The sequence below is a fragment of the Mesorhizobium sp. SEMIA396 genome, assembly GCF_024518615.1.
GTDB lineage: Bacteria > Pseudomonadota > Alphaproteobacteria > Rhizobiales > Rhizobiaceae > Mesorhizobium.
The window spans coordinates 1-20583 of record NZ_JANIFC010000025.1 but is presented as its reverse complement, the minus strand read 5'-3'; the positions used below and the strand labels follow the sequence as shown (position 1 = coordinate 20583).

Genomic DNA, 20583 nt, shown 5'->3' with positions numbered 1-20583 from the left:
GCCGGCCGTGGCGTTGGCAACGCCGGAGGCTTCGGTCAGCGAGCCGCTGGCATCGCCGGTGATCACCGCCGCGTCGTTGGCGCCGTTGATCGAGATGACGATGTCCTTGGTCGTGCCGTCGGCGGTCTGCACGGTGATGGTGTCGGTGAGTGCCAGATCGCCGGTGTTGAGCGCCTGGACGGCGGCATCATCCTCGTTGAGCGCGTAGCTCCACTCGCCGGCCGCATTGATGGTCAGCGTGCCGTGGGCGCCGTTGGTCTGCACCGAGAAGTCGGTGCCGCTGTCGACATCGCTGGCGTCGAGATCGCCGGTCGCCGGCGAGGTGCCGGCCGTGGCGTTGGCAACGCCGGAGGCTTCGGTCAGCGAGCCGCTGGCATCGCCGGTGATCACCGCCGCGTCGTTGGCGCCGTTGATCGAGATGACGATGTCCTTGGTCGTGCCGTCGGCGGTCGTGACCGTCACCAGTTCATGCAGCGTGGTGTTCGCCCCAGTGCTGTTGAGCGCCTGAACGGCCGCGTTGTTGTCGTCGAGCGTATAGCTCCAGGTGCCGTTGGCATCGATCGAGAAGGTGCCATAAGTCTTGGCGACGGCGAACTGCACGTTAAAGGTAGCCGCGTTATCGACATCGGTCGCATTGAGATCGCCCGCAGCCGTGGCATCGCCTGGCGTGCCGTTGGCGACACCGCTCCTTTCCGTCACCGAGGTGTCTTCGGCACCATTGACAGTGATCACCGCGGCATCATTGGCGCCATGAATGGTGATGTCGATCACCTTCTGGGTGCCGTCGGCGGTCGTAACCGTCACCAGTTCATGCAGCGTTGTGTTCGCCCCGGTGCTGTTGAGCGCCTGGACGACCGCGTTGTTGTCGTCGAGCGTATAGCTCCAGGTGCCGTTGGCATCGATCGAGAAGGTGCCATAGGTCTTGGCCACGCCGGACTGCACGGTAAACAGCGCCGAGCTGTCGACATCGGTCGCATCGAGGTCGCCGGAGGCCGTCGCGTCGCCTGGCGTGCCGTTGGCGACACCGCTTTTTTCCGTCACCGAGGTGTCTTCGGCACCATTGACAGTAATCACCGCGGCGTCGTTGATGCCGGTGAACTGAATGGTAGCCGTGGCCCAGCTTAGCGTGCCATTGCCGAGTTGAATGGCGTAGGTCACTCTGTCGGTGAGAATCTGCCCCTGCCCAAGTGCCTGCACCTGGGCGTCGATATCTGCCTTGTTGTAGTGGATCGTACCATCGGCGCTTATCCAGATGCGAGCGCCTAGAAAGCTCGTATTGGCGGTCGCTGGGAGCGCGGCGAGCGCTGCACTATCACTTGAGTATGTGATGTCGCGCGCCAGTAGATCTGTCGGTGCGTATATCTTCGTCGCTGTCGTAAGACTGTCTGCGTTGTCGATAGAATACAGCTGTGTGGCCGCTCCTCCCAGATCGTTCGCCAATACATTCAGGATCAAGACGCCAGTGGCATCTTCCGAAAAGGCAAGAAGATCGTCCTTCGCTTGCGGCGTGTTCGAGAACGACGTCGTGGTGCCGCCGGCACCGGTGACCTGAGTAGCCATTTTCAACCCCCCTTTGTTTAAGAACAGACGCCCCAAATCTGTTCTATTGACGGTCCGGCACGTTCCGCTGCCACCAGATGAAGAATAGCGCGGACCGGCATGCGAATTCGGGCAGGCATCAATTGGCAGAGCCATCCAGACGAGCCACCGCGCTACGAACAGCCGGCTTAAGCGGACCGTTCGCGGGCGGATGATGGCTCAATAACTGTGGCTGCGACGGCTTTGGCAGCCGCGCCCGTTCTCCCTACCCCAATTGCGTCATCCAAACTCGCGAGCACGAGATTTAGAATACGCTTATATTAGGAGATTATTAACTCTATGCGCGAGGAAGCGCAACGTCCGTGTTTGCAAGACAGTTAATTAGTCAAGATCAAAGCAGAGCCACAACAGCCCGAACGGTTGCGGCATTGAGCCAGGAGCGGATCGGCAGCGTTCAGACACGGATTTTAAGAAGCGGTTCTTCGGAACTTGACAGACGTCGACTTGACCTGACCAATCCGGCCCTTCAGGCCGGAAACAAGAAGGCCGAGCCGGGATCAAAAAAGATGCGCTTGCCTGATGTTGCGGGGCTGTCTGCTCCCTCGGCGTCAGAGGTTGGCCTGACATCGATTTCCTCGCCGGCGGCCGTGCGCGCCACGACGCGCCGGCGGTCGCCGAAGAACGCCGTATCGATGATCTCGACGGCAAGCGCCGCGCTCGTGGGGCCAGGCGCGAGGCGGAAGGCTTCCGGGCGCACCATCAGCCGGACCCTCTGACCCTGGCCGAAGGACGTTGTCGTTTTGATACCGGTCACGATTGAGCCCTCGGCCAGGCGGATCGTGGATACGCCACGCGCGGTTTGCAAATGCTCAGCCGGCAGAAAATTCGAGTTGCCGATGAAGCCGGCAACAAATTCGCTCGCCGGCCGGAGGTAAAGATCCTCGCCGGTGCCGATCTGTTCGATGCGGCCTTCCCTGAACAGCGCGATTCGATCGGATAGGTGCAGCGCCTCCTCCTGATCGTGCGTGACATAGAGGATGGTGACGCCTGTCTCCCGGTGGATGCGGCGGATCTCGGCCTGGATTTCCTGGCGCAGCTTTTTGTCAAGCGCCGATAGCGGCTCGTCCATCAAAAGGATCGGCGGGTCGTAGGCGAGCGCGCGGGCAAGCGCCACGCGCTGCTGCTGGCCGCCAGATAGCGCGCCCGGATGGCGGTCGGCGAAGTTTTCGAGACGCACCAGCGCCAGCATGTCGGCAACCTTGCGCTTGATCTCAGCATCGTGCCGGCGGCGCACGCGCAGCGGAAAGGCGACATTCTCGGCGACGCTCAGATGCGGAAACAGCGTGTAGCGCTGGAACACCATGCCGATGTTGCGCTTGTGCGACGGCACCGAAAGCAGCGACATGTCCTCCAAAAGCACATCGCCTGAGCTCGGATCCTGGAAACCGGCAATGGCGTAGAGCGTCGTCGACTTGCCGGAGCCGGACGGGCCGAGGAACGTCAGGAATTCACCTTTAGGCACATCGATGGTCACGTCGTGGACGGCGACGAAGGCGCCGAACGTCTTTCTTAGCGCGCGTATGGACAGGAAGGACCGGGTCATCTGGATAATTTTCTGCGAAGGAGTGCGGTCACAATCATCAGGCAAAACGTCAGGCCAACCAGCAGGCTCGAGGCGGCGGCGACGACCGGGCTGAGGTCTGCGCGCAGGCTGCCCCAGATCTTAACCGGCAAGGTCTGCAAGGTCGGGCTTGCCATGAAGATCGCCACCACGACCTCATCCCACGAGGCCAGGAACGAGAAGATCGCCGCCGAGAAGATGCCGATCCTGATCGACGGCAAGGTGATCCTCAGCCGCGCCTGAAACGGACTTGCGCCGCAGACGATGGCTGCATCCTCGATGGATTTATCGAAACCTTCGAGCGCCGCGGTGATCGGGATGATGGCGAAAGGAAGCGCCAGGATGGTGTGGGCGATGACGAAGCCGACCGTGGTGCCGGCAAGGCCGATGCGCAGGAAGAAAGCATAGATGGCGATGGCGAAAACGACGACCGGCAGCACCATCGGCGTCAACAGCAATCCGCGCAGGACCTGGCGTCCGCGGAACTCCCCCCTGACCAGGCTGAAGGAGGCGAACAGGCCGATTATGACGGCCAGCATAGCGGCCATGGCGGCAATTCGGGCACTGGTCAGCGCGGCATCGATCCAGGTCGGGTCGCCCAGCAATTGCTGATACCATCTCAGCGTCCAGCCGGGTGGTGGAAAGGCCAGCCAGCGCGACGAACCGAACGACAGGAGCACGATGAAGACCACCGGCAGCAGCAGGAATGCCGCGACGGCCGCCGTGAAGCCGACAAGCGCCACCCGCAGCCATCCGAGCCGTTCATAGTCGAGCAGCATGTCAGATCCCTCCCCCGGCGCGCCTGGCACCAACCAGGCGAAGCTGGATCGCGTAGAGCGCCATGGTGACGACAAGCAGGACGAAGGCGGCCGCACTGCCGAGCCCCCAGTTGAGTAGCGACTGCACCGTCTGGGCGATCATCTCTGCCAGCATCATGTTCGATGTGCCGCCGAGCAGGGCCGGCGTGACGAAGTAGCCGAGCGACATGACGAAGACCATCAGACCGCCGGCGGCGACGCCCGGAAGAGACAGCGGCAAGAGGATGCGGCGGAAGGCCTCGAACGGGCTTGCGCCGCAAAGGGCGGCGGCGCGCAGCGTCATAGGGTCGATGGCGCGCAAAGTGCCCACCAGCGGCAGGATCATGAAGGGCAGCATGATGTAGACCATGCCGATGGTGACCCCGGCCAGATTGTTGATAAGCGGCAGCGGCTCGTGGATGATGCCGAGCCCCATCAGTGCCCGGTTGATCACCCCCGTACGCTGCAGCAGCACCATCCATGCATAGGTGCGGGTGAGAAGGTTGGTCCACATCGACAGCACGATGATGCCGAAGACGATCGATCCCATGGCCGGCGGCATGATCGCCAGCATCCAGGCAACGGGAAAGGCCATCAGGATGGTGACGGCGGTTACGACCGATGCGACCAGGAAAGTGTTGAGGAACACCCGCACATAGGTGCCGCTGCCGAACAGGGTCGCGTAGTTCTGCAGGCCCGGTTCAGGATCGGTTACGCTGCGCAGCAGCAGGGCCACCACCGGCATGATGAAGAACAGGCCAACCAGCAGCAGAGCCGGCAAGGCGCTGCCGCTGCCGGCCGGCAGGCCGGCGACTGAGCTGCGTCTGAAAGAAATTCCTTGCATCGAGCGGTCCTGTCCCGAAACGGGGCGCGCAAGCCGCGCGCCCGTCACCTGCAACGGCGTTACTTGGTCTGCCAGGCATACCAGCGCGTGGCGATCTCGTCTCGATGCTCGGCCCAGTAGTTCATGTCGAGGTTGATCTGTCCCTCAACATGGGCATCGGGGAGTGCTTTGACGGCATCGGCGGGCATCTCAGCCTTGGCCTTGGTATTGATCGGCGCATAGCCGCTCGCCTCGGCGAATTTCGCCTGGCCGGTCGGGCTGGTGGCGGCAGCGAGGAACTTCATCGCGCTGCCCTTGTTCTTGGCGCCCTTCGGCACGACGAGCACGTCGGCGGCGGTGAGGTTCTGGTTCCAGGCAACACCGACATCGGTGCCATCCTGCTGCAGGGCGAAGACGCGACCGTTCCACAACTGGCCGAAAGCGGCCTCGCCGGAGGCAATCAGCTGCTGCGATTCAGCACCGCCGCTCCACCAGACGATATCGGACTTGATGGTGTCGAGTTTCTTGAAGGCCCGGTCGAGGTCGAGCGGATAGAGCTTGTCCGCGGGCACGCCGTCGGCCAGCAGCGCGATCTCGATGACGCCGGGGGCCGACCATTTGTAGAAGGTCCGCTTGCCGGGAAATTTCTTGGTGTCGAACATGTCGGCCCAGCCGGTCGGTTCGCCCGGAACGGCGCCCTTGTTCCAAGCAAGCACGAAGGAATAGTAGAAGCTGCCGACGGCATGCTCATTGCTGAAGCGCGGGTCGAGATCGGCCTTGGGTACGACCGCATAGTCGATCGGCTCCAGCAGCCCGTCCTTGGCGGCCTTGATGGCGAAGTCCATCTCCACGTCGACCACATCCCAGGTGACGTTGCCGGCATCGACCATGGCCTTGAGCTTGCCGTAGTCGGTTGGTCCGTCTTGCAGGACCTTGATGCCGGAGCTGGCCTCGAAGAGGGCCGCCCAGGATTTCGTCTGCGCCTCTTGCGTGGTGCCACCCCAACTTGTGAAGGCCATTTCATCGGCCTTGGCAGCGGTGGCGGCGAGCAGTCCGGCCAGCAAGCCGGTCAGGATCAGTTTCATGATATTCTCCTCTGTTGGTCTGTTCTTGTTTTTCTCAGTGCACCTGCGCCCCACGCTCTCAGCGCATGACGAAGGGATCCGGGATCGGCTCGTCCGACGTCTTGATCCAGACGGATTTCGAGCGCGTGTAATCTCGGATGGCGTCGAGCCCGCCTTCGCGGCCGAGACCCGACAGGCCGTAACCGCCAAAGGGAACGAGCGGCGATACGGCGCGATAGGTGTTGACCCAGACAACACCGGCATGGATGTCACGCGCCATGCGATGCGCCTTGCCGAGATTGCTGGTGAACACGCCCGAAGCCAGGCCGAACGGCGTATCGTTGGCGAGCGCCAGTGCCTGCGCCTCGCTGTCGAAGGCAAGCACGCTGAGCACCGGCCCGAACAATTCCTCCCGCACGCAAGGCAGGTCGCTGCCGCCGGCGTCGATGATAGTCGGCGCGTAGTAGAAGCCGTCCCCGGTTGGCCGCGTTCCACCGGTGACCAGTCTGCCGCCCGCGGCAAGGCTCTCCGCGACCACCTTCTCGATCCAGTCGCGCTGGCGCAGCGTGGCGAGCGGCCCCATTTCTGTGGCCGGATCCTGTGGGTCGCCGACTCGGATCGCTTCGGCCTTGCGCCTCAGCCGTACGAGGAATTCATCTTTTACCGAGCGCTCGATCAGCAACCGTGACCCGGCGACGCAGCTCTGGCCGGTCGCGGCGAAAATGCCGGCGACCACCGCGTTGGCGGCGCTGTCGAGGTCGGCGTCGGCGAAGACGACGACCGGGCTTTTGCCGCCGAGTTCCAGAGTGGTGTAGGCAAGGTTCTCCGCCGTGTTCCTTACGATGGCGCGCGCCGTCGATGGACCGCCGGTGAAGGCGACGCGCGAAACCAGCGGATGGCTGGTCAGGCGCCGGCCGCACTCCTGGCCAAAGCCGGTGAGGATGTTGACGACGCCTGAGGGGAAGCCGGCCTGCTGGACCAGTTCGGCAAAGGCGAGCAGCGGCGCCGGGCCGTCCTCGGAAGCCTTAAGCACGATGGTGCAGCCGGCGGCGAGCGCCGGGCCGAGCTTGACGGCCGAGAGGAAGAGCTGTGAGTTCCACGGCACCACCGCGGCAACGACGCCAATCGGCTCGCGACGGATGGTGACGTCGAGATCGGGCTTGTCGATCGGCACATGCGCGCCTTCGTGCTTGTCGGCCAGTCCGCCATAATAGCGGTAGTAGTCGCCGACATAGGCGATCTGGGCGCGGGTCTCGCGGATGATCTTGCCGGTGTCTCGTGTCTCGAGCTCGGCAAGGCGCCCGGCATTGGCGGCGACGAGGTCGCCGAGCTTGACCAGCAGCTTGCCACGCGCCGTCGCCGTCATCCTTCGCCATAGGTCTGAGCGCAGTGCGCGGTGCGCCGCCTCGACGGCACGGTCGACATCGGCTTCGCTCGCCGCCGGCATCTTCGCCCAGGCCGCCCCGGTCGACGGGTCGACGCTGTCGAAAGTGGCGGACGGTTCGTCGAAGCGGCCGTCGATGAAGTTCCTGAAGAGGGCGTCGGTCATGGGCTCGCGATCAGAGGAAGGCCGGCATCACCCGGTCGATGAACAGTTGCAGCGATTTCATCTTGCGCTTGTGCGAAAGGCCGCTGTCGATCCAGATCGAATACTGGTCGTAGCCGAGCGCCTCATAGTCCTTCAGCCGGGCGATGACCTCATCGGCCTCGCCAATCACCAGGTTCTGCCTGATCTTGTCGGGCGCGTATTGTGGCATGGCCGCGATCTCGTCCGGCGTCAGCAGCTCTAAAACGCCTTGATGCACCGGCTTCTTGTTCTGGAACCAGGCGCCGAACTGGCAATAGAAAGTCGACAGGTCCTGCGTGAGGCGATCGGCGTCGGCCGCGTCTTCGGCGACGAAGGTGTGCATCAAAAGCATGATTTCCGGCCGTTCGATCTCGGGATGCGCGGCGCATGCGGCGTTGAAGCGCTGCATCAGGCTCGTCACCTCCTCGTCGCCGGAAGCCAGCGGCGTCACCTGGACCTTGCAGCCATTGGCGACAGCGAAATCGTGCGAATTCGGGTCGCGGGCCGCCACCCAGATCGGCGGGTAGGGTTTCTGCAGCGGCTTGGGCGAGGAGGTGGTCGGCGGGAATTGCCAGAACTCGCCGGAGAGTTCGAAGTCGCCGTCCCAGAGGCCGCGGATCGCCGGTATGATCTCGCGCATGCGCTGGCCGGCGCCCCAGGCGTCGAGCCCCGGGAAGATACGCTGATATTCATAGCTGTAGGCGCCGCGCGCAATGCCGATGTCGAGCCGGCCGCCACTGATGACGTCGGCCATCGCGGCTTCGCCGGCAAGCTTGATCGGATGCCAGAAGGGCGCGATCACGGTTCCAGTGCCAAGGCGGATGTGGCTGGTTTTGGCCGCGAGATAGGCGATGTTGATGAAGGGATTGGGCGAGATGGTGAATTCCATGCCGTGATGCTCGCCGATCCAGGCGGTCTCGAACCCTGCCTGTTCGGCCATCAGGACCAGCTCCTCGAGCTCGGTCACAAGCTCGGAATGCGGCTTGGCCAAGTCCGACCGTTCCATGTGCACGAAGAGCGAGAATTTCATCGCTGGTCACCTGTGGTGGGTGCTGTGGAACCGGCGGTCCTGGCGAGCGGCCGGACCTCGCCTTCGACATCGTTGCCGACATAGACGCCGAATGCATCCACTGAGCATTCCTTGACATAGCGTGCGAGCATCGAGCGGATCGCCGGATCGGCGATCTTCAACTCCTCGATCGCGTGGATCTCGACCAGCCTGATGCCGCGATCGCTGGAAGCGGGCACGTCGAACGTGCCGCGATAGTAGACATGTGTGCGCGAAACATCTCTGGCATCGTCCCAGACGGCGAAAAGGAAGCCCAGCTTGGCCTCGATGGCCCTCGCGGCAAGCACCCCTCGCAGGCTTTTCCCATCGCCAGCCGCACCCAGACCTCGACCGCGCGGCAGTTCAAAACCATCCGCCGTCTCCAGGAACAGGATTCGGCCGCCATTCTCGAGGATGGCGCCGACATCGGTGCCGGGCTGGGTGGCTGCCAGCGCGTCCTGGCTGAGGCCGGGCGCGACATACGCGCCGCGGCAATAGCCGAGCGGCTGCGCGGAATTGTGCTCGAAATCGCGGACGCGGCCAATGAGGATTGAATGATCACCGGCATTGACCAGCCGCTCCATGTCGCAGTCGAAGGATGCGACGGAGCCGTCCAGCACGGGGCTGCCCGTTCGTCCCGGTCTCCAGGCAACGGCGGCGAACTTGTCGGCCGCTTTCGAGGCGAATATGCCGGACGCTGCCTTCTGATCCTCGTTGAGGACGTTGATGGCGAAGCTTTTCGATGTCGCAAAGACAGGATGGCCAACCGCCTTATGAGCGATGCAGACCAGCACCAAAGGTGGATCGAGCGACACCGAGGTGAAGGAGTTGGCGGTGAAGCCGCGCGGCTCGCCTTCGGGCCCGATGGTGGTGACGATGGTGACGCCGGTGAGGAAGGAACCCAGCGCACGGCGGAACTCGCTGCCGTCGAACCCGGTGTTCGCCGCGGCAGCGCTGTCTTGCTCGATCGCTTCGCCTTCTTTGAGGAAGTCGACGATATGGCGCGTCGTCAGGCCGGGATCCGCCACCGCCATCATATGCCGCTCGCCTGAGAGCACTGTGCAGCGGCCATGCGGCGCCAGCCGCGCCATCGCGGCCGACATTGCCGGCGAAGAATTCCTGTCCTCGGAACCGGTCATGAACAGGGCCGGTACGGCTAGCCTCGGCAGGCGGTCAGCGTGGTCGCTGTCGGCACGAGCGAACAGGCGATAGGTGCGAGCATAACCTTCCGGGTCGACGGCACCCAGTACGGCGGCCGTCTTCCGTGCAGCCGCCTCGAGCTCGACCGGCACCGGATCTCCGAACCAACGGGCAATGGTCTGTGCCGTGCCGGTCACCCCACTCTTGCCGGTAAGCGCCACCGCGCGCTGGCGAACAGCTTCGGCCAGTTCAGGTGGCCGCCGGAACACGGCATTCAGCGAGACGATGCGGCGGACGCGCTCGGCTGCGCGTAGCGCGAGTTCCTGGGCAACGAGCGCGCCCATCGAGTGGCCGATGACGGATACTTTGTCGAGGCCGAGATGGTCGAGCAGGCGAATGGCCTGATCAGCATAGTCGGCGAGTTCTGGGTTCTGCGGCGGCAGCGGCGACTGACCGTGGCCGAGCATGTCGATGGCGATGACGTCGAAGCTATCGGACATCCGCTCGATCTGCGGCTGCCAGATCGCGGCGTTCATACCAACGCCATGAATAAAAAGCACCGGTGCGCCCGCGCCGACACGGATGAAGCCGGTGCCGTCGGGCGCCGCACCCCGTCGAGCCCATGCCGATGCGGAAGCGTCAGCCATGCACGTCCCCAAGCTCTTTGAGGTCCTGGTAGCGGTCGCCGATTCGATGATGCGGGCGGCCGCCGATCGAGGCGCCGAGCGCCACAACCAGCTCGTCGGGCGCCGGTGCATCGCCGATCTGGAAATGCACGGTGAGGTAATGCGAGCGCCGCCCTTCGTCATTTTTGTCCATCAGCGGAATGATGATCGGGGTGTTGGGCCCGCCGCGCAGATTGGTGAAGGCAAGGTAGGTCTTGGCGCTTACGGCACGCCGATAGTGGTTGCCGAAGTGCAGCGTATGGATCAACGCCGACGCATGCTCGATCTCGCCCGACGTACCGCAGATGGCGGCCTTGCCATAGCCCTCGATAGCCTCGCCGGAACCGGCGGCGGCAACGATCTCATGGGTCAGGATCTCTCCCAGCACCGGCGCACAGGCTCGGATTTGGGGCGACAGATCGTCGGTGAAGCCGCGACCGGCCCAGGGATTGGTCAGCACCGCTGCGACGCCGATAAGGCGCAGCGGCCGGGGGGCGGCCTTGCCGCCTTCGATCAGCGTGTTCTCGGTATAGGTAACGATCTTACGAATGGCGGGCTGCATGGAATTCCTTGGGTAGGTGGTGCCTCGGGACATCCAATCCCGCTATCATCTTATGGTATACCATGCTATGGAGCGCCAAGTACCTTGTCAACCGGGCATCGAATCTGTTTTCGTAGCGGCGCAGGAGGCATGCATGCCAGACGACACGCTTCGCATCGACCGCAGCTCCAAGACCTTGAGGACGCTGGCGCTGGAGCGCATGCGCGAAGCGATCATGGATTTCCATTTCCAGCCTGGCGAAAGGCTTGTCGAACGGCCGCTTTGCGACCAGCTCGGCGTCAGCCGTTCCGTCGTGCGTGAGGTACTGCGGCAGCTGGAGGCAGAGGGGCTCGTGCAGATGATCCCTGGGCATGGGCCGGCCGTCGCCAGGCCGGACCTCGGCCGTACCGACGAGATCTACGAGCTTCGGGCTCTGCTTGAAGGCATCGCGGCCCGAGCCTGTGCCCTGTCGGCCACCGGCGAGCAGTTGGCAACGCTCGAAGGGGCGCTGGCGGATTTGTTCGATGCGTGGGCGTCGGCGACGCCGCCTGCGGTGATGCGGGCGACGACCAAATTCTACGAGGCACTGTTCGAGGCCGCCGACAAGCGTGTCGCCTGGGAAATCGTCTCCGGGCTGAATGTCCGCATCAACCAGCTTCGTTCGATGACAATCGTCTCGACCAACCGCCGCGAAGCGGCGATCGCCGAGATGAACGAGATAATGGATGCGATCCGCGCACACAAGCCGGAAGCGGCGGAAGCAGCAGCGCGGCGGCATGTCGAGTCCGCCTGGAAGATCGCCCGGAACACACTACGCGTCGATTGTCCTTAGTCTCACCACCAAATTCCAACAGAGCCGATCGCCCACGAATCGGGCTGCGTGCGGAAGCTTTACCTCACCTTAAGAATGCCGCAGCAACACCCTGCTCTATCCAGAGGGTGCCTCTGGGGCTCGTCGCGTGGAGCGAGCGGTTTTCTTCGCTACTTCGATTCTCAGGAAGCTAATCACGCGGCCTCTCTTGTGTCATCGTAGCTGACAGCAGCCTTCTCGAAAGCCAGATCACTCCGTCGAGCCCAGTTCCTCTCAGCATCGAGCAGCTCATTCTCCCCACTCAAGCCGTTCATGAACAGCCTGAGTACGTGCGCAGCCGTGCGCTCTCCCGCCCGCGAAGCAACAGGTACGCCGCGCTCTTTGCAGACCGTCTCACAAACACGGGCAAGCATCACAATGTCGCTCGGTTCTAAAAATCGACCTGGATACAACATACCGTCCTCTGTTGGAAAGCTACGTGAGCCTTTGATTACGCCAGGTCACCGGCAGCAACAATCAACTATGATAGCCTCCACCTCGACTGGGTCAGAAAATTTGAGTGGCCCTTCAGACGGTCGGGCATTGCGCACTCCGGATCGGAAGGTGCACGTCGATTTGCCGCGCGCGGAACTTACCAGACTCAAAGGACTGACCCTGGCGCCGCGGCATGCCCGTCGAGGTGTTCTTCTCGACCAGCAGCCGGCTGCGGCCTCGCCGCGTTCTTAACCTGATCTACGAATCGAGCAGCCGTTGCCGCCACATGCGCGCGGCAACCGTGCTTGCTCGGCCCACAGGTGATGCTGCCGTTGACGCAGACGCGGACGAGCAGCCCGACCTCATGTGCTCGACACAGGATTTGCTAAGCGCGGGGGGCCTTTTACCCGGGGCATGTCCAAAATAGAAGTCCTCTCCGACTCAGGTCGTCCTTGACATTTTGTTCCCTTTTTGTTCACTATGGCCATATATTCGGAGTCATTGCGAATGGACACATCATGACACTCTGCCTCGCCAAAGGAGCGACTTGATGCTGCTCACTGCATCACCCGTATGCAGCGCAAGGAGGAACCGCGATGGGAACGATGTACCCGGAGGCCGATGCCAAAGCCGAACTGCACTATGAAGCCGTGAAGCTTATCGCTCGCTACGATAGCCCGCTTGAGACCGTGAAGGCGTTAATGACCTACAACTGCGAACTAGAGACTCAGATACTCGCCATAGCCCACAGGCATCCGGGGATAGTCTCCATTGGCTATGATGATACGGGCCCTGTCGTGGGATGACTGGCGTGAACGTCGCAAACTGATCCAGCCCCGCCGCCCTACGGCGACGATAGTGGGATGAATGGAACGAGACATCTGAGGAAGCTTGTGCTGACACACTCGCGGCGCTCCGCACGGCAGGGCCAGGCCGGAGGGCGAAGTTGCCCAATACTGATCGGGTGCGACTTGGTATGACGATCCCTCGCGCGACCCGTCGGCTGGTTGAATTGTCCTCGGCGTGAGAGGAGAGCTTTTTAGCCATGCATGACCTTATCGCTTTCATTCAAAGCAACTCTTCGCTGGTGGCGGCTAACCCGCTGGCCTTTGCTACGTCTGCCGCGTTGTTCGGCGGCGGCGGATTTGCCGTGGGGCGCTATTTTCTTGCGGAGCGCATTGCCAATCTGGAAAGCCGGATTGCGCGGCGCGACGAGGAGATCACGGACCTGAAGGCCAAGCAGAAAGCACCGGAGCCGGAAGGCCCTGTGCCTCTATTCGAGATGACGGAGATTCTTCCCCCTGCGCCGCTCAACTTCAACCGGCTGTTGGTCCAGCGGAAAGACACCCTCCAGGTCAAATAGTTTACTCTCCCAACACAAAGCACCAGGCTGATCGTGGTCACGGCCTTCGACGGTCATGAGACCGGCGACCTGCAAACCGGCATGGCAGCCGACTGGGCAGAGCGATACGCACTGCGAGGAGACTGGCGGCAAGCATGCTGGCGTCATTGCGTGGTCGCGCGAGGGTAACCCTTCGGTGGGTGAGTATGGCGAGCCGACAACTCTGTTTGTAGGTGGCGACGTGCCGGACATGGAATAGCGTTCGCTTGGCCTGGGAGACCAAACAGGCATGACGACATGGGTTCATCTTGGCAGCTACTTTGAATGCGTTTCGGGATTTTCGGGGTTGGCATTTCGTCGGCGAGTGCAGCGATGCAAACGCGCATCGCGTAATCCACCTGCTTTGGAATGCGGGACAACGAAAAGATCAGACAAGAGTGCCAACCCCTACTCCACGATCTTCCAGTATGAGTCCTTGCGGATCACCTTTCCGTCACGAAATGTGTAGAAATCGCAACCTCGAACTTCCTTTCTTACGCCCTCGCGGGTGGTGCCGGTGAGGGTCCATTTCGACATGCCGGTGTTGGCAGCCTCGTCCGCAAAGTGCTGCCCATTGCCATAATGCACATCGGGCAAACCCTCAAATCGTCTCGCAAGCGCGTCTCGTACGCTGCGCTTGCCCTCGAAGCGCGTTCCCCAAGGCTCGGCTCCCCTTGGCATCTCCAGAACGCAGTCGTCGGCAAAGAACGCCATGATGCGACCGAGGTCGTGCGCGTTGAAGGCCTCGCACAGCTCCGTCAATGTGGTTCGAATGTCCATTCGCGAACGCCTCCTCGAAGTCGAAGTAGGTCACTGGCGGCGGATCCGGTCAAGTGTCCAGCGAGACTCCCTGGCCGTCACCACGATGGAGCGGGACTTCCGCCACTCACGCCTTCTTCGCAAACGCCCAGACCATCAGCGGGTATTCCTCGTCATTGCTCAGATCCCGCCACAGGCCGTAGGCGCGGACGGGGCCGCCGATATGGGCCCTGGCGCAGGCCTTGTTGCCCCAGCCGTGGACCTTGACGTTGGCTTCCGCGAAGCCGCCCTCGACCATCAGCTGCTTGAGGCCGGCCGGGGTCCATCGGTTGTAGTCGTGCGGCCTGGCGTGGACGCGAAACAGGAAAGGTGTTGCCACCATCGCCCAGCCGCCGGGCCGGGTCATGGCGTGGATGTTTTGCACTGCCGCGTGCGGCCGCCGCACATGTTCCAGCACCTGGTCGGCGATGACGATCGAATATTGCTCGTCGGTGCGATCCCTGCAGATGTCGAAGGCGGGGAAATCGACCGAGCGGTAATTGGGGCACATTGCCCGCCAATAGCGGTTCCAGCCGGGCGAGATCTCGATCACGTCGGCGGCCTTGCGGTTGCCGGCTTCGAGAAAGAGCGTGAACGCCTCGATCTGGCGGATACGCAGCCAGTTGCGCGAATCATAGCCAAGCAGCCGCTTGGCTGCCTGTTTGCCACGATTCTTCAGGGTGCCGGCAAGGCTCTCAGTCATAACGACCTCCAGAAACCCGCCGTCCTTGCTGGTAGCACTATGTTATGGGCAAAAGATGACAACGTAGCGCCGCCGCCGGCGGCGCGATCAGAAAAAATGTACGAGCAGGGCCACCGCCCCACAGTAGAGCTTCTGTTCCCATTGCCCACTTAGGATAAGGGATGGGCAGACTACCCTCTGCTTAATAATCGCCGTTGTAGTACCTGTCGTCGCACGGCGCCGTGTAGATGCGGCCGCGGCGGTCCTGGTAGCGGCACATCTGTTCGCCGCGCCGTTGCGGCGTAGTGGCCGAGCCGACGACGGCGCCGAGCAGGGCGCCGCCGGCGGCGCCGATGAGCGTGCTTTCGGTGTTGCCACCGATGGCCTGACCGACAAGGGCGCCGCCGGCGCCGCCGATCAGAGCGCCAGTTCCGGCCCGCTGCTGGCCTTCGGTCTGCGCGCACCCTGCCAGTGCTGCGGTCATCAGCACGGCGGCTATGACTTTGTGAAAGTTCATGTGAAGTCTCCCTTGAAGGCCTGAAATCCCTATGGTTCGTCCCGTGCGGCCGCAATGCGGCGGAACGGGGGCACGAGCCCTCACGATAAAAGACATGGTTTCTCGGGTGTTGATAGAAGCCCTGCCTGCTATTTTCCGAGCTTCTCGTTTTTATGGCGACAAGTCTCATTCGATACAAAGTGTCGATCAATGTGTAACGGGATTGAAGCCTCATACCGCTAGCGTTGCCGGTTCAAGCGGACGTTCAATCTGCCTTGTAGGCGTTGAAGGATGGAACAGGCGCACACAGTCCGTCGACCTGCTGTAGACGCACAGCGCGTGCGCGCAGCTCAATACGTGCGAATGTCCACTGACCACCAGAGCTACTCGATCGACAATCAGAAGGATGCAATCCGTGAATTCGCGGATGCGATGAACTACGACATTGTGGCCACATACGAGGACCCCGGTCGCAGCGGCTTGAACCTTGAAGGTCGCGCCGGCCTGCAAAGGCTGTTGGCGGATGTCGAAACGAAGAACGCGGATTTCGAAATCGTCATCGTCTACGACGTGAGTCGCTGGGGGCGATTCCCGAACCCCGATGAGAGTGCGTCGTACGAGTATCGGTGTCGCGTTGCCGGCGTGCGAATTGAATATTGTGGCGAACAGTTTACCAACGATGGCAGCATCGGATCAGACCTGCTCAAGGCGATAAAGCGCACGATGGCGGCCGAGCACAGTCGGGTGTTGTCGGTCAAGGTGTTTGCCGGCCAGTGCAGGCTCATTCAAATGGGATACCGGCAGGGAGGGTCGTCCGGCCTGGGCCTGAGGCGCCGGCTCATCGACCAGCATGGGCGCACAAAGACCATGCTCGCTCTCAAAGAGTACAAGAGCCTCCAGACGGATCGGGTCATCCTCGTGCCTGGACCACCTGATGAAATCGCGACGGTGCGCTGGATCTATGATGAATACGTGATGGCTGGTCGGACCGAGCTGCAGATTGCGCGGTCGTTGAATGCCAAGGGAGTGGTCACCGATCTCAATCGATCGTGGAAACGCGAATCCATTCATCAAATACTCAGCAACGAAAAATACGTGGGCAACAACGTCTGGAATCGGCAGTCTTTCAAACTCAAGCAAAGGAAGGTGACCAACGATACGACCCGATTGGTCCGCGCCGACGGCGCCTTTGAACCCATTGTGGACCGCAAGCTTTTCGACCGGGCTCAAGCCATAGCCGACGCCCGCTCATCTAAGATGAGCAACGATCAGATGTTGGTTGTGCTCGCCCAACTTCTGAAGAGGCGCGGTACCCTTTCAGGCCCGATGATTGACGCGGCGGCTGACTGTCCGCCGAGCAGCCGCTACAGGAAAAAATTCGGCAGTCTGCTGCGAGCCTACAAGCTCGTTGGATACGATCCGTCTCAGAACTATCGGTTTCTTGATATCAGAAGGCGGCTTCGTGAGGTCTTCGAAGAAGTCGTCCAAACGACAATAGCGACCATCGAGCGGGCGGGCGGATCTGCGGTGCGTCAGAGTGCTCTCGGCGTGCTTCGCGTCAACGATGAATTCACCGTAGCCATTGCGATGGGTCGCTGTCGGGCCACGCCATATGGCTATCCTCATTGGGTGGCCTCTGCGGAACGGGGTACCGCTGCGGACGTGAAAGTGGCCATCCGCATGAGCCCGGATAACCAGACGATCCTCGACTATCTGATAGCGCCAGCAAATGAGATTGGCGGGAAGCCCTTAAACTGCGCCTTGAACAAAAGGCTGGAATTCAACACTTTCTTCTACAAATCGCTGGATCCGCTGTTCGCCTTGGCCGAACGCGACGCCATCTCGGCCGCTCGCTGATGGTCACCGCCAACAGACCAATCTCGCTCCTGCGCCTGGACGCGATCAAGATCACCAACCCGCGTGCGCGAGGCAAAAAGTCCTTCCAGGACATTGTCGACAGCATCAAGAGCGTCGGCCTGAAGCGTCCCATCACGGTGACCACGAGGAATGTCGACGAAAGCGCTTTCACGCACGACCTGGTGTGCGGCCAGGGGCGGATCGAGGCCTTCAGGTTGCTTGGCCAGACCGAGATTCCCGCGTTTGTGATAGAGGCAACCAAGGCCGAGGCGCTGGTCAAAGGCTTGGTGGAAAATTGTGCTCGCCGGTATCATACCGCTTATGACCTGCTTCGCGACATCGGTCGGCTGAAAGAAAGCGGCTATTCCGACGTCGACATTGCAGCAAAGATCGGTCTTTCGACCGAATATGTCAGAGGGGTTGCACGCCTCCTGTCGCAAGGCGAACAGCGCCTTCTGCGGGCGGTCGACTCCGGCCAGATCCCGCTGTCGGTAGCAGTCGATATTTCCACCGCCGACGAGCCAGGGATTCAGGCCGTTCTTCAGCTTGCCTATCAAGAGAACCAACTGCGCGGTCATAAGCTTGTGATAGCGCGACGCCTGATTGAGAACCGCCGCAGGCGGGGGAAAGGCCTGGGAACGTTCCTGCCAGATCGCAGGAAGAATCCTTCAGCATCAGCGTTGATCAAGGCGTTCAAAGCGGACACGGACAGGAAACGCATTCTGGTCCGCAAAGCGGATGCAACGCGAAACCGCCTGCTGTTTGTCACCCACGCCTTGCGGCAACTCATGGCAGAAGAGGCATTCCAGGATCTTCTTGCGGCGGAAGGACTGAACACCCTCCCACGAAACCTGGCGGCCCGGATCAGCAGAGTTGAGCCCGCATGACCGCAAAGCGTCCTACCGTTCCAGACATAAAATTCGCTTTTGAGCGCGCTACTATTTGCCTTCGTCTTGAAGACATCCAGCCGCTTCACCTGTTCACCGAAAGCGCCAGGGAAACTCCGAAATATCAACAGGTCAGGTCGTCCGTTCGCGAGATCGGGCTTGTGGAATTGCCCGTGGTTGCAAAGGACAAGGACACGCCGGGAAAGTACCTCTTGGTCGACGGCCACATGCGCATCGAGATATTGCGGGAGATGGGCGACACTGAGGTTGATTGTTTGGTCGCCAACGATGACGAGGCATTCACCTACAACAAACGGGTAAGCCGGCTGGCGACGATCCAGGAACACTTCATGATCCTGAAGGCCATCGACAGCGGCGTCCCGGAAGAGACCATCGCGAGAACCCTCAATGTCAACATCGGCCAAATCAGGCTTAAAAAACATCTGCTGAAAGGGATATGCCCGGAAGCGATCGACATGCTCAAGGACCGCTTCGTTCCGACCAACACGTTCATCGAACTGCGAAAGCTGGCAGCCGTGCGCCAGATCGAGGCGGCGCAACTGATGATCGCCATGAACAAGTTCTCGATCAACTACGCAAAATCCCTGGTCGGCGCGACCCCGCCCTCCCAGCTTGCCGATACGTCGCAGCCGAAAAAGCTAGCCGGACTGAGCGATGCGCAGATCGCATTGATGGAAAACGAATCAACCAAACTCGATAAGGAATACCAGCTTGTCGAGGAGAGCTATGGATCCGACCACCTGGATCTGGTGGTGGCCAGGGGGTATCTCTGCCGGTTGCTGGAGAACGCCCGTGTCGTTCGATATCTCGCGCAGAGTTTCCCGGAGATTCTTTCCGAATTTCAGAAAATGACCACTTCTGCCCAAATGCCTGTCTAATTTCTGCGAAGAGGCACTACCACTGACAACGTCAGCAATCCGCCCGACCTGGGGATGATGCCTTGCCGCTTGTTTTCCAAAAGGGTCGTGGTAAGGGCCTCGGCTCGGGGCGCACGCCCTGATGACCGGGCGTGCCATTCGACGGCAACTACTTGCAGCCCGTGTGGCCATCTCAATCGAGGATGCCCGGCCTTTCTCAGATTCGCCAGGAGTCTGCAGGGGCATCATTGTAGCTGATAGATGACTGCTCGGCCGTCGAGGGTCGCGACTTTGCCGATGCTCGTCCGCAGTGTTTCGTCCCGCACCCGCTGAACTATCTCGGATAGCTGGGCACGATTGGACCAGCCTGTGCTGATACTAGAGGTCTAATTGTATCCGAGCAGGTGACGCAATCCGACAATCGGCAGATAGACGGTCCAAATCATGCCGATGGCGGCGGCAACTCCAAGGCCAATCGCGGGAGCCCAAGCCTTCCATTGCATCTGGAGCCGCGCTGCTAATTCGGTCAAACTCCCTTCCATGGACGAATTCTCCCCAAATTTGATTCGAGAGGCGAAAGTACCATGAACGCCAAGACTGCCGCGCTTGCAATCGCCGCAACCGTTTGCATCGCTGGTTTCGCCTATTCCAGCGGTCATAAGGCCGGTCGTGTTTCTCAACTGAAGGACACCGTCACGGCCTACAACCGCCGCATGGGGATCGATGACAACGCAAACAGCCTCGGCCGCGTCGATCTCTGCCTGGAGCTTGGTGGCCTACTCGATGAGTGCGAGCGGCTAGACCGCTGATTTGCTCAACCGACTGATTTTTCCGCCCTCCTAACTTCACTGCCAAACTTAACAATTGCCCATCAGGCGGAAGGTACTAGCCATGACAGCCACTTTGCGCGGGCGCTTGCGCGCGTTTGAAATCTGACTCTGGTCAGACAATCCGTCCGATCCGGGCGGCGCGACCATGAAGGGTGTTACGCTGGCGAATTTCCGCCGCTATTTGAAAGCCGATGCCACAAGACGACCTGAAGAAGATCACCGATGACCAGGTGACGACGGTCCGATGCCTGACCATGTGAACGTCCGATCCACTGGCAACGCGCTGGATTGAAGCTCCTCCGAATGGTCATCAGCAGCAAAGTGTTCCCGCCATTTCAGCAGAAGCAACAAAACATCCGTGCAGCGCGCCTCGATGGCCGGCGCCAGACAGATCCTCGAGCGGCGGATTGCCGAGCTCGAGGAGCAGATCCAGGGCAAGCAGGCCCGGGTCCAATCCTACCAGGCCCAGATGCAATCGACCATCGACGAGAAGGCCAGCCTGTCAAAGCTGCTCAAGGCTGGATTGACCACCCGCCCGCGCATTCTGGAATTGGAACGATCGGCCTCGGATCTGCAGGGCCTAATCGACGAGAACCTCGGCGCTATAGCCGGCAGCCAACAGAGCAAAGCCGAACTCAACGGGCAGATCGCCCAATTGACCTATGAGCGCCGAGCCAAACTATC

At 61.4% G+C, this 20583-nt stretch carries 20 protein-coding genes and 1 pseudogene; 9 read left to right on the top strand and 12 right to left on the bottom strand.

The window, feature by feature from the left end; all coding sequences use genetic code 11:
• The 9 genes from NP503_RS32835 to NP503_RS32790 all read right to left on the bottom strand — a co-directional run.
• Positions 1-1560 (bottom strand): VCBS domain-containing protein (locus tag NP503_RS32835; protein WP_256755070.1); only part of this gene is annotated, 1560 nt, incomplete at its 3' end.
• 505 nt (positions 1561-2065) lie between these two features.
• Positions 2066-3142 carry an ABC transporter ATP-binding protein gene (locus NP503_RS32830; protein ID WP_127272069.1) on the bottom strand — a complete coding sequence of 359 codons (1077 nt, stop codon included), beginning with the start codon at positions 3140-3142 and terminating at the stop codon, positions 2066-2068.
• The gene (locus tag NP503_RS32825) at positions 3139-3939 is read right to left on the bottom strand and encodes an ABC transporter permease (protein ID WP_127270216.1); all 801 of its coding nucleotides are present in this window, start codon (positions 3937-3939) and stop codon (positions 3139-3141) included. The genes NP503_RS32830 and NP503_RS32825 overlap by 4 nt, the downstream gene beginning before the upstream one ends.
• Position 3940: 1 nt before the next feature.
• The gene (locus tag NP503_RS32820) at positions 3941-4801 is read right to left on the bottom strand and encodes an ABC transporter permease (RefSeq protein WP_127270214.1); all 861 of its coding nucleotides are present in this window, start codon (positions 4799-4801) and stop codon (positions 3941-3943) included.
• A gap of 59 nt (positions 4802-4860) precedes the next feature.
• Entirely contained in the window at positions 4861-5865 is a 1005-nt protein-coding gene (locus NP503_RS32815; RefSeq protein WP_127270212.1) for an ABC transporter substrate-binding protein, read from the bottom strand.
• Between the two features lie 58 nt (positions 5866-5923).
• On the bottom strand, positions 5924-7393 hold the full coding sequence (locus NP503_RS32810; protein ID WP_127272063.1) for an aldehyde dehydrogenase: 1470 nt from the start codon (positions 7391-7393) through the stop codon (positions 5924-5926).
• Positions 7394-7403: 10 nt separating this feature from the next.
• Positions 7404-8441, bottom strand: coding sequence for an LLM class flavin-dependent oxidoreductase (locus NP503_RS32805; RefSeq protein WP_127268591.1), 1038 nt, complete (start codon positions 8439-8441; stop codon positions 7404-7406).
• Positions 8438-10246, bottom strand: a complete 1809-nt coding sequence (locus NP503_RS33340; RefSeq protein WP_127268590.1) for an alpha/beta fold hydrolase — start codon at positions 10244-10246, stop codon at positions 8438-8440. The genes NP503_RS32805 and NP503_RS33340 overlap by 4 nt, the downstream gene beginning before the upstream one ends.
• Positions 10239-10826: an amino acid synthesis family protein gene (locus tag NP503_RS32790; RefSeq protein WP_127268589.1), complete on the bottom strand. Its 588-nt coding sequence runs from the start codon at positions 10824-10826 to the stop codon at positions 10239-10241. Before NP503_RS32790 ends, NP503_RS33340 begins: the two co-directional genes overlap by 8 nt.
• A gap of 133 nt (positions 10827-10959) precedes the next feature.
• Between NP503_RS32790 and NP503_RS32785 the strand changes: the two genes are divergently transcribed.
• From NP503_RS32785 to NP503_RS32775, 3 genes are all read left to right on the top strand, one after another.
• A complete protein-coding gene (locus NP503_RS32785; protein WP_127268588.1) occupies positions 10960-11637 on the top strand; it encodes a GntR family transcriptional regulator in 678 nt (225 codons plus the stop codon).
• Between the two features lie 1049 nt (positions 11638-12686).
• Positions 12687-12896 carry a hypothetical protein gene (locus tag NP503_RS32780; RefSeq protein ID WP_127268586.1) on the top strand — a complete coding sequence of 70 codons (210 nt, stop codon included), beginning with the start codon at positions 12687-12689 and terminating at the stop codon, positions 12894-12896.
• A 239-nt stretch (positions 12897-13135) separates the two neighbouring features.
• Complete coding sequence (locus tag NP503_RS32775; RefSeq protein WP_164748840.1) at positions 13136-13453, top strand: hypothetical protein; 318 nt, start codon at positions 13136-13138, stop codon at positions 13451-13453.
• 426 nt (positions 13454-13879) lie between these two features.
• Here NP503_RS32775 and NP503_RS32770 read toward each other — a convergent pair whose 3' ends face one another.
• The 3 genes from NP503_RS32770 to NP503_RS32760 form a co-directional block, all read right to left on the bottom strand.
• A complete protein-coding gene (locus tag NP503_RS32770; protein ID WP_127266855.1) occupies positions 13880-14251 on the bottom strand; it encodes a nuclear transport factor 2 family protein in 372 nt (123 codons plus the stop codon).
• 106 nt (positions 14252-14357) lie between these two features.
• A complete protein-coding gene (locus NP503_RS32765; RefSeq protein WP_127266854.1) occupies positions 14358-14972 on the bottom strand; it encodes a bifunctional 2-polyprenyl-6-hydroxyphenol methylase/3-demethylubiquinol 3-O-methyltransferase UbiG in 615 nt (204 codons plus the stop codon).
• Between the two features lie 181 nt (positions 14973-15153).
• Positions 15154-15468 carry a glycine zipper 2TM domain-containing protein gene (locus NP503_RS32760; RefSeq protein ID WP_127266853.1) on the bottom strand — a complete coding sequence of 105 codons (315 nt, stop codon included), beginning with the start codon at positions 15466-15468 and terminating at the stop codon, positions 15154-15156.
• A gap of 270 nt (positions 15469-15738) precedes the next feature.
• Between NP503_RS32760 and NP503_RS32755 the strand changes: the two genes are divergently transcribed.
• The 6 genes and pseudogenes from NP503_RS32755 to NP503_RS32735 form a co-directional block, all read left to right on the top strand.
• Positions 15739-17304 (top strand): recombinase family protein, encoded by a 1566-nt coding sequence (locus NP503_RS32755; protein ID WP_236383537.1) that lies wholly within the window; start codon positions 15739-15741, stop codon positions 17302-17304.
• Positions 17304-18191 (top strand): plasmid partitioning protein RepB C-terminal domain-containing protein, encoded by an 888-nt coding sequence (locus tag NP503_RS32750; RefSeq protein WP_127266852.1) that lies wholly within the window; start codon positions 17304-17306, stop codon positions 18189-18191. The genes NP503_RS32755 and NP503_RS32750 overlap by 1 nt, the downstream gene beginning before the upstream one ends.
• Positions 18188-19090 carry a plasmid partitioning protein RepB C-terminal domain-containing protein gene (locus tag NP503_RS32745; RefSeq protein WP_127266851.1) on the top strand — a complete coding sequence of 301 codons (903 nt, stop codon included), beginning with the start codon at positions 18188-18190 and terminating at the stop codon, positions 19088-19090. The genes NP503_RS32750 and NP503_RS32745 overlap by 4 nt, the downstream gene beginning before the upstream one ends.
• A 563-nt stretch (positions 19091-19653) precedes the next feature.
• Positions 19654-19878 carry a hypothetical protein gene (locus NP503_RS32740; RefSeq protein WP_127266850.1) on the top strand — a complete coding sequence of 75 codons (225 nt, stop codon included), beginning with the start codon at positions 19654-19656 and terminating at the stop codon, positions 19876-19878.
• 166 nt (positions 19879-20044) lie between these two features.
• Complete coding sequence (locus NP503_RS33335) at positions 20045-20125, top strand: hypothetical protein (protein WP_306256524.1); 81 nt, start codon at positions 20045-20047, stop codon at positions 20123-20125.
• Positions 20126-20272: 147 nt separating this feature from the next.
• A pseudogene (locus NP503_RS32735) lies at positions 20273-20583 on the top strand (HlyD family type I secretion periplasmic adaptor subunit); the annotation flags it as partial.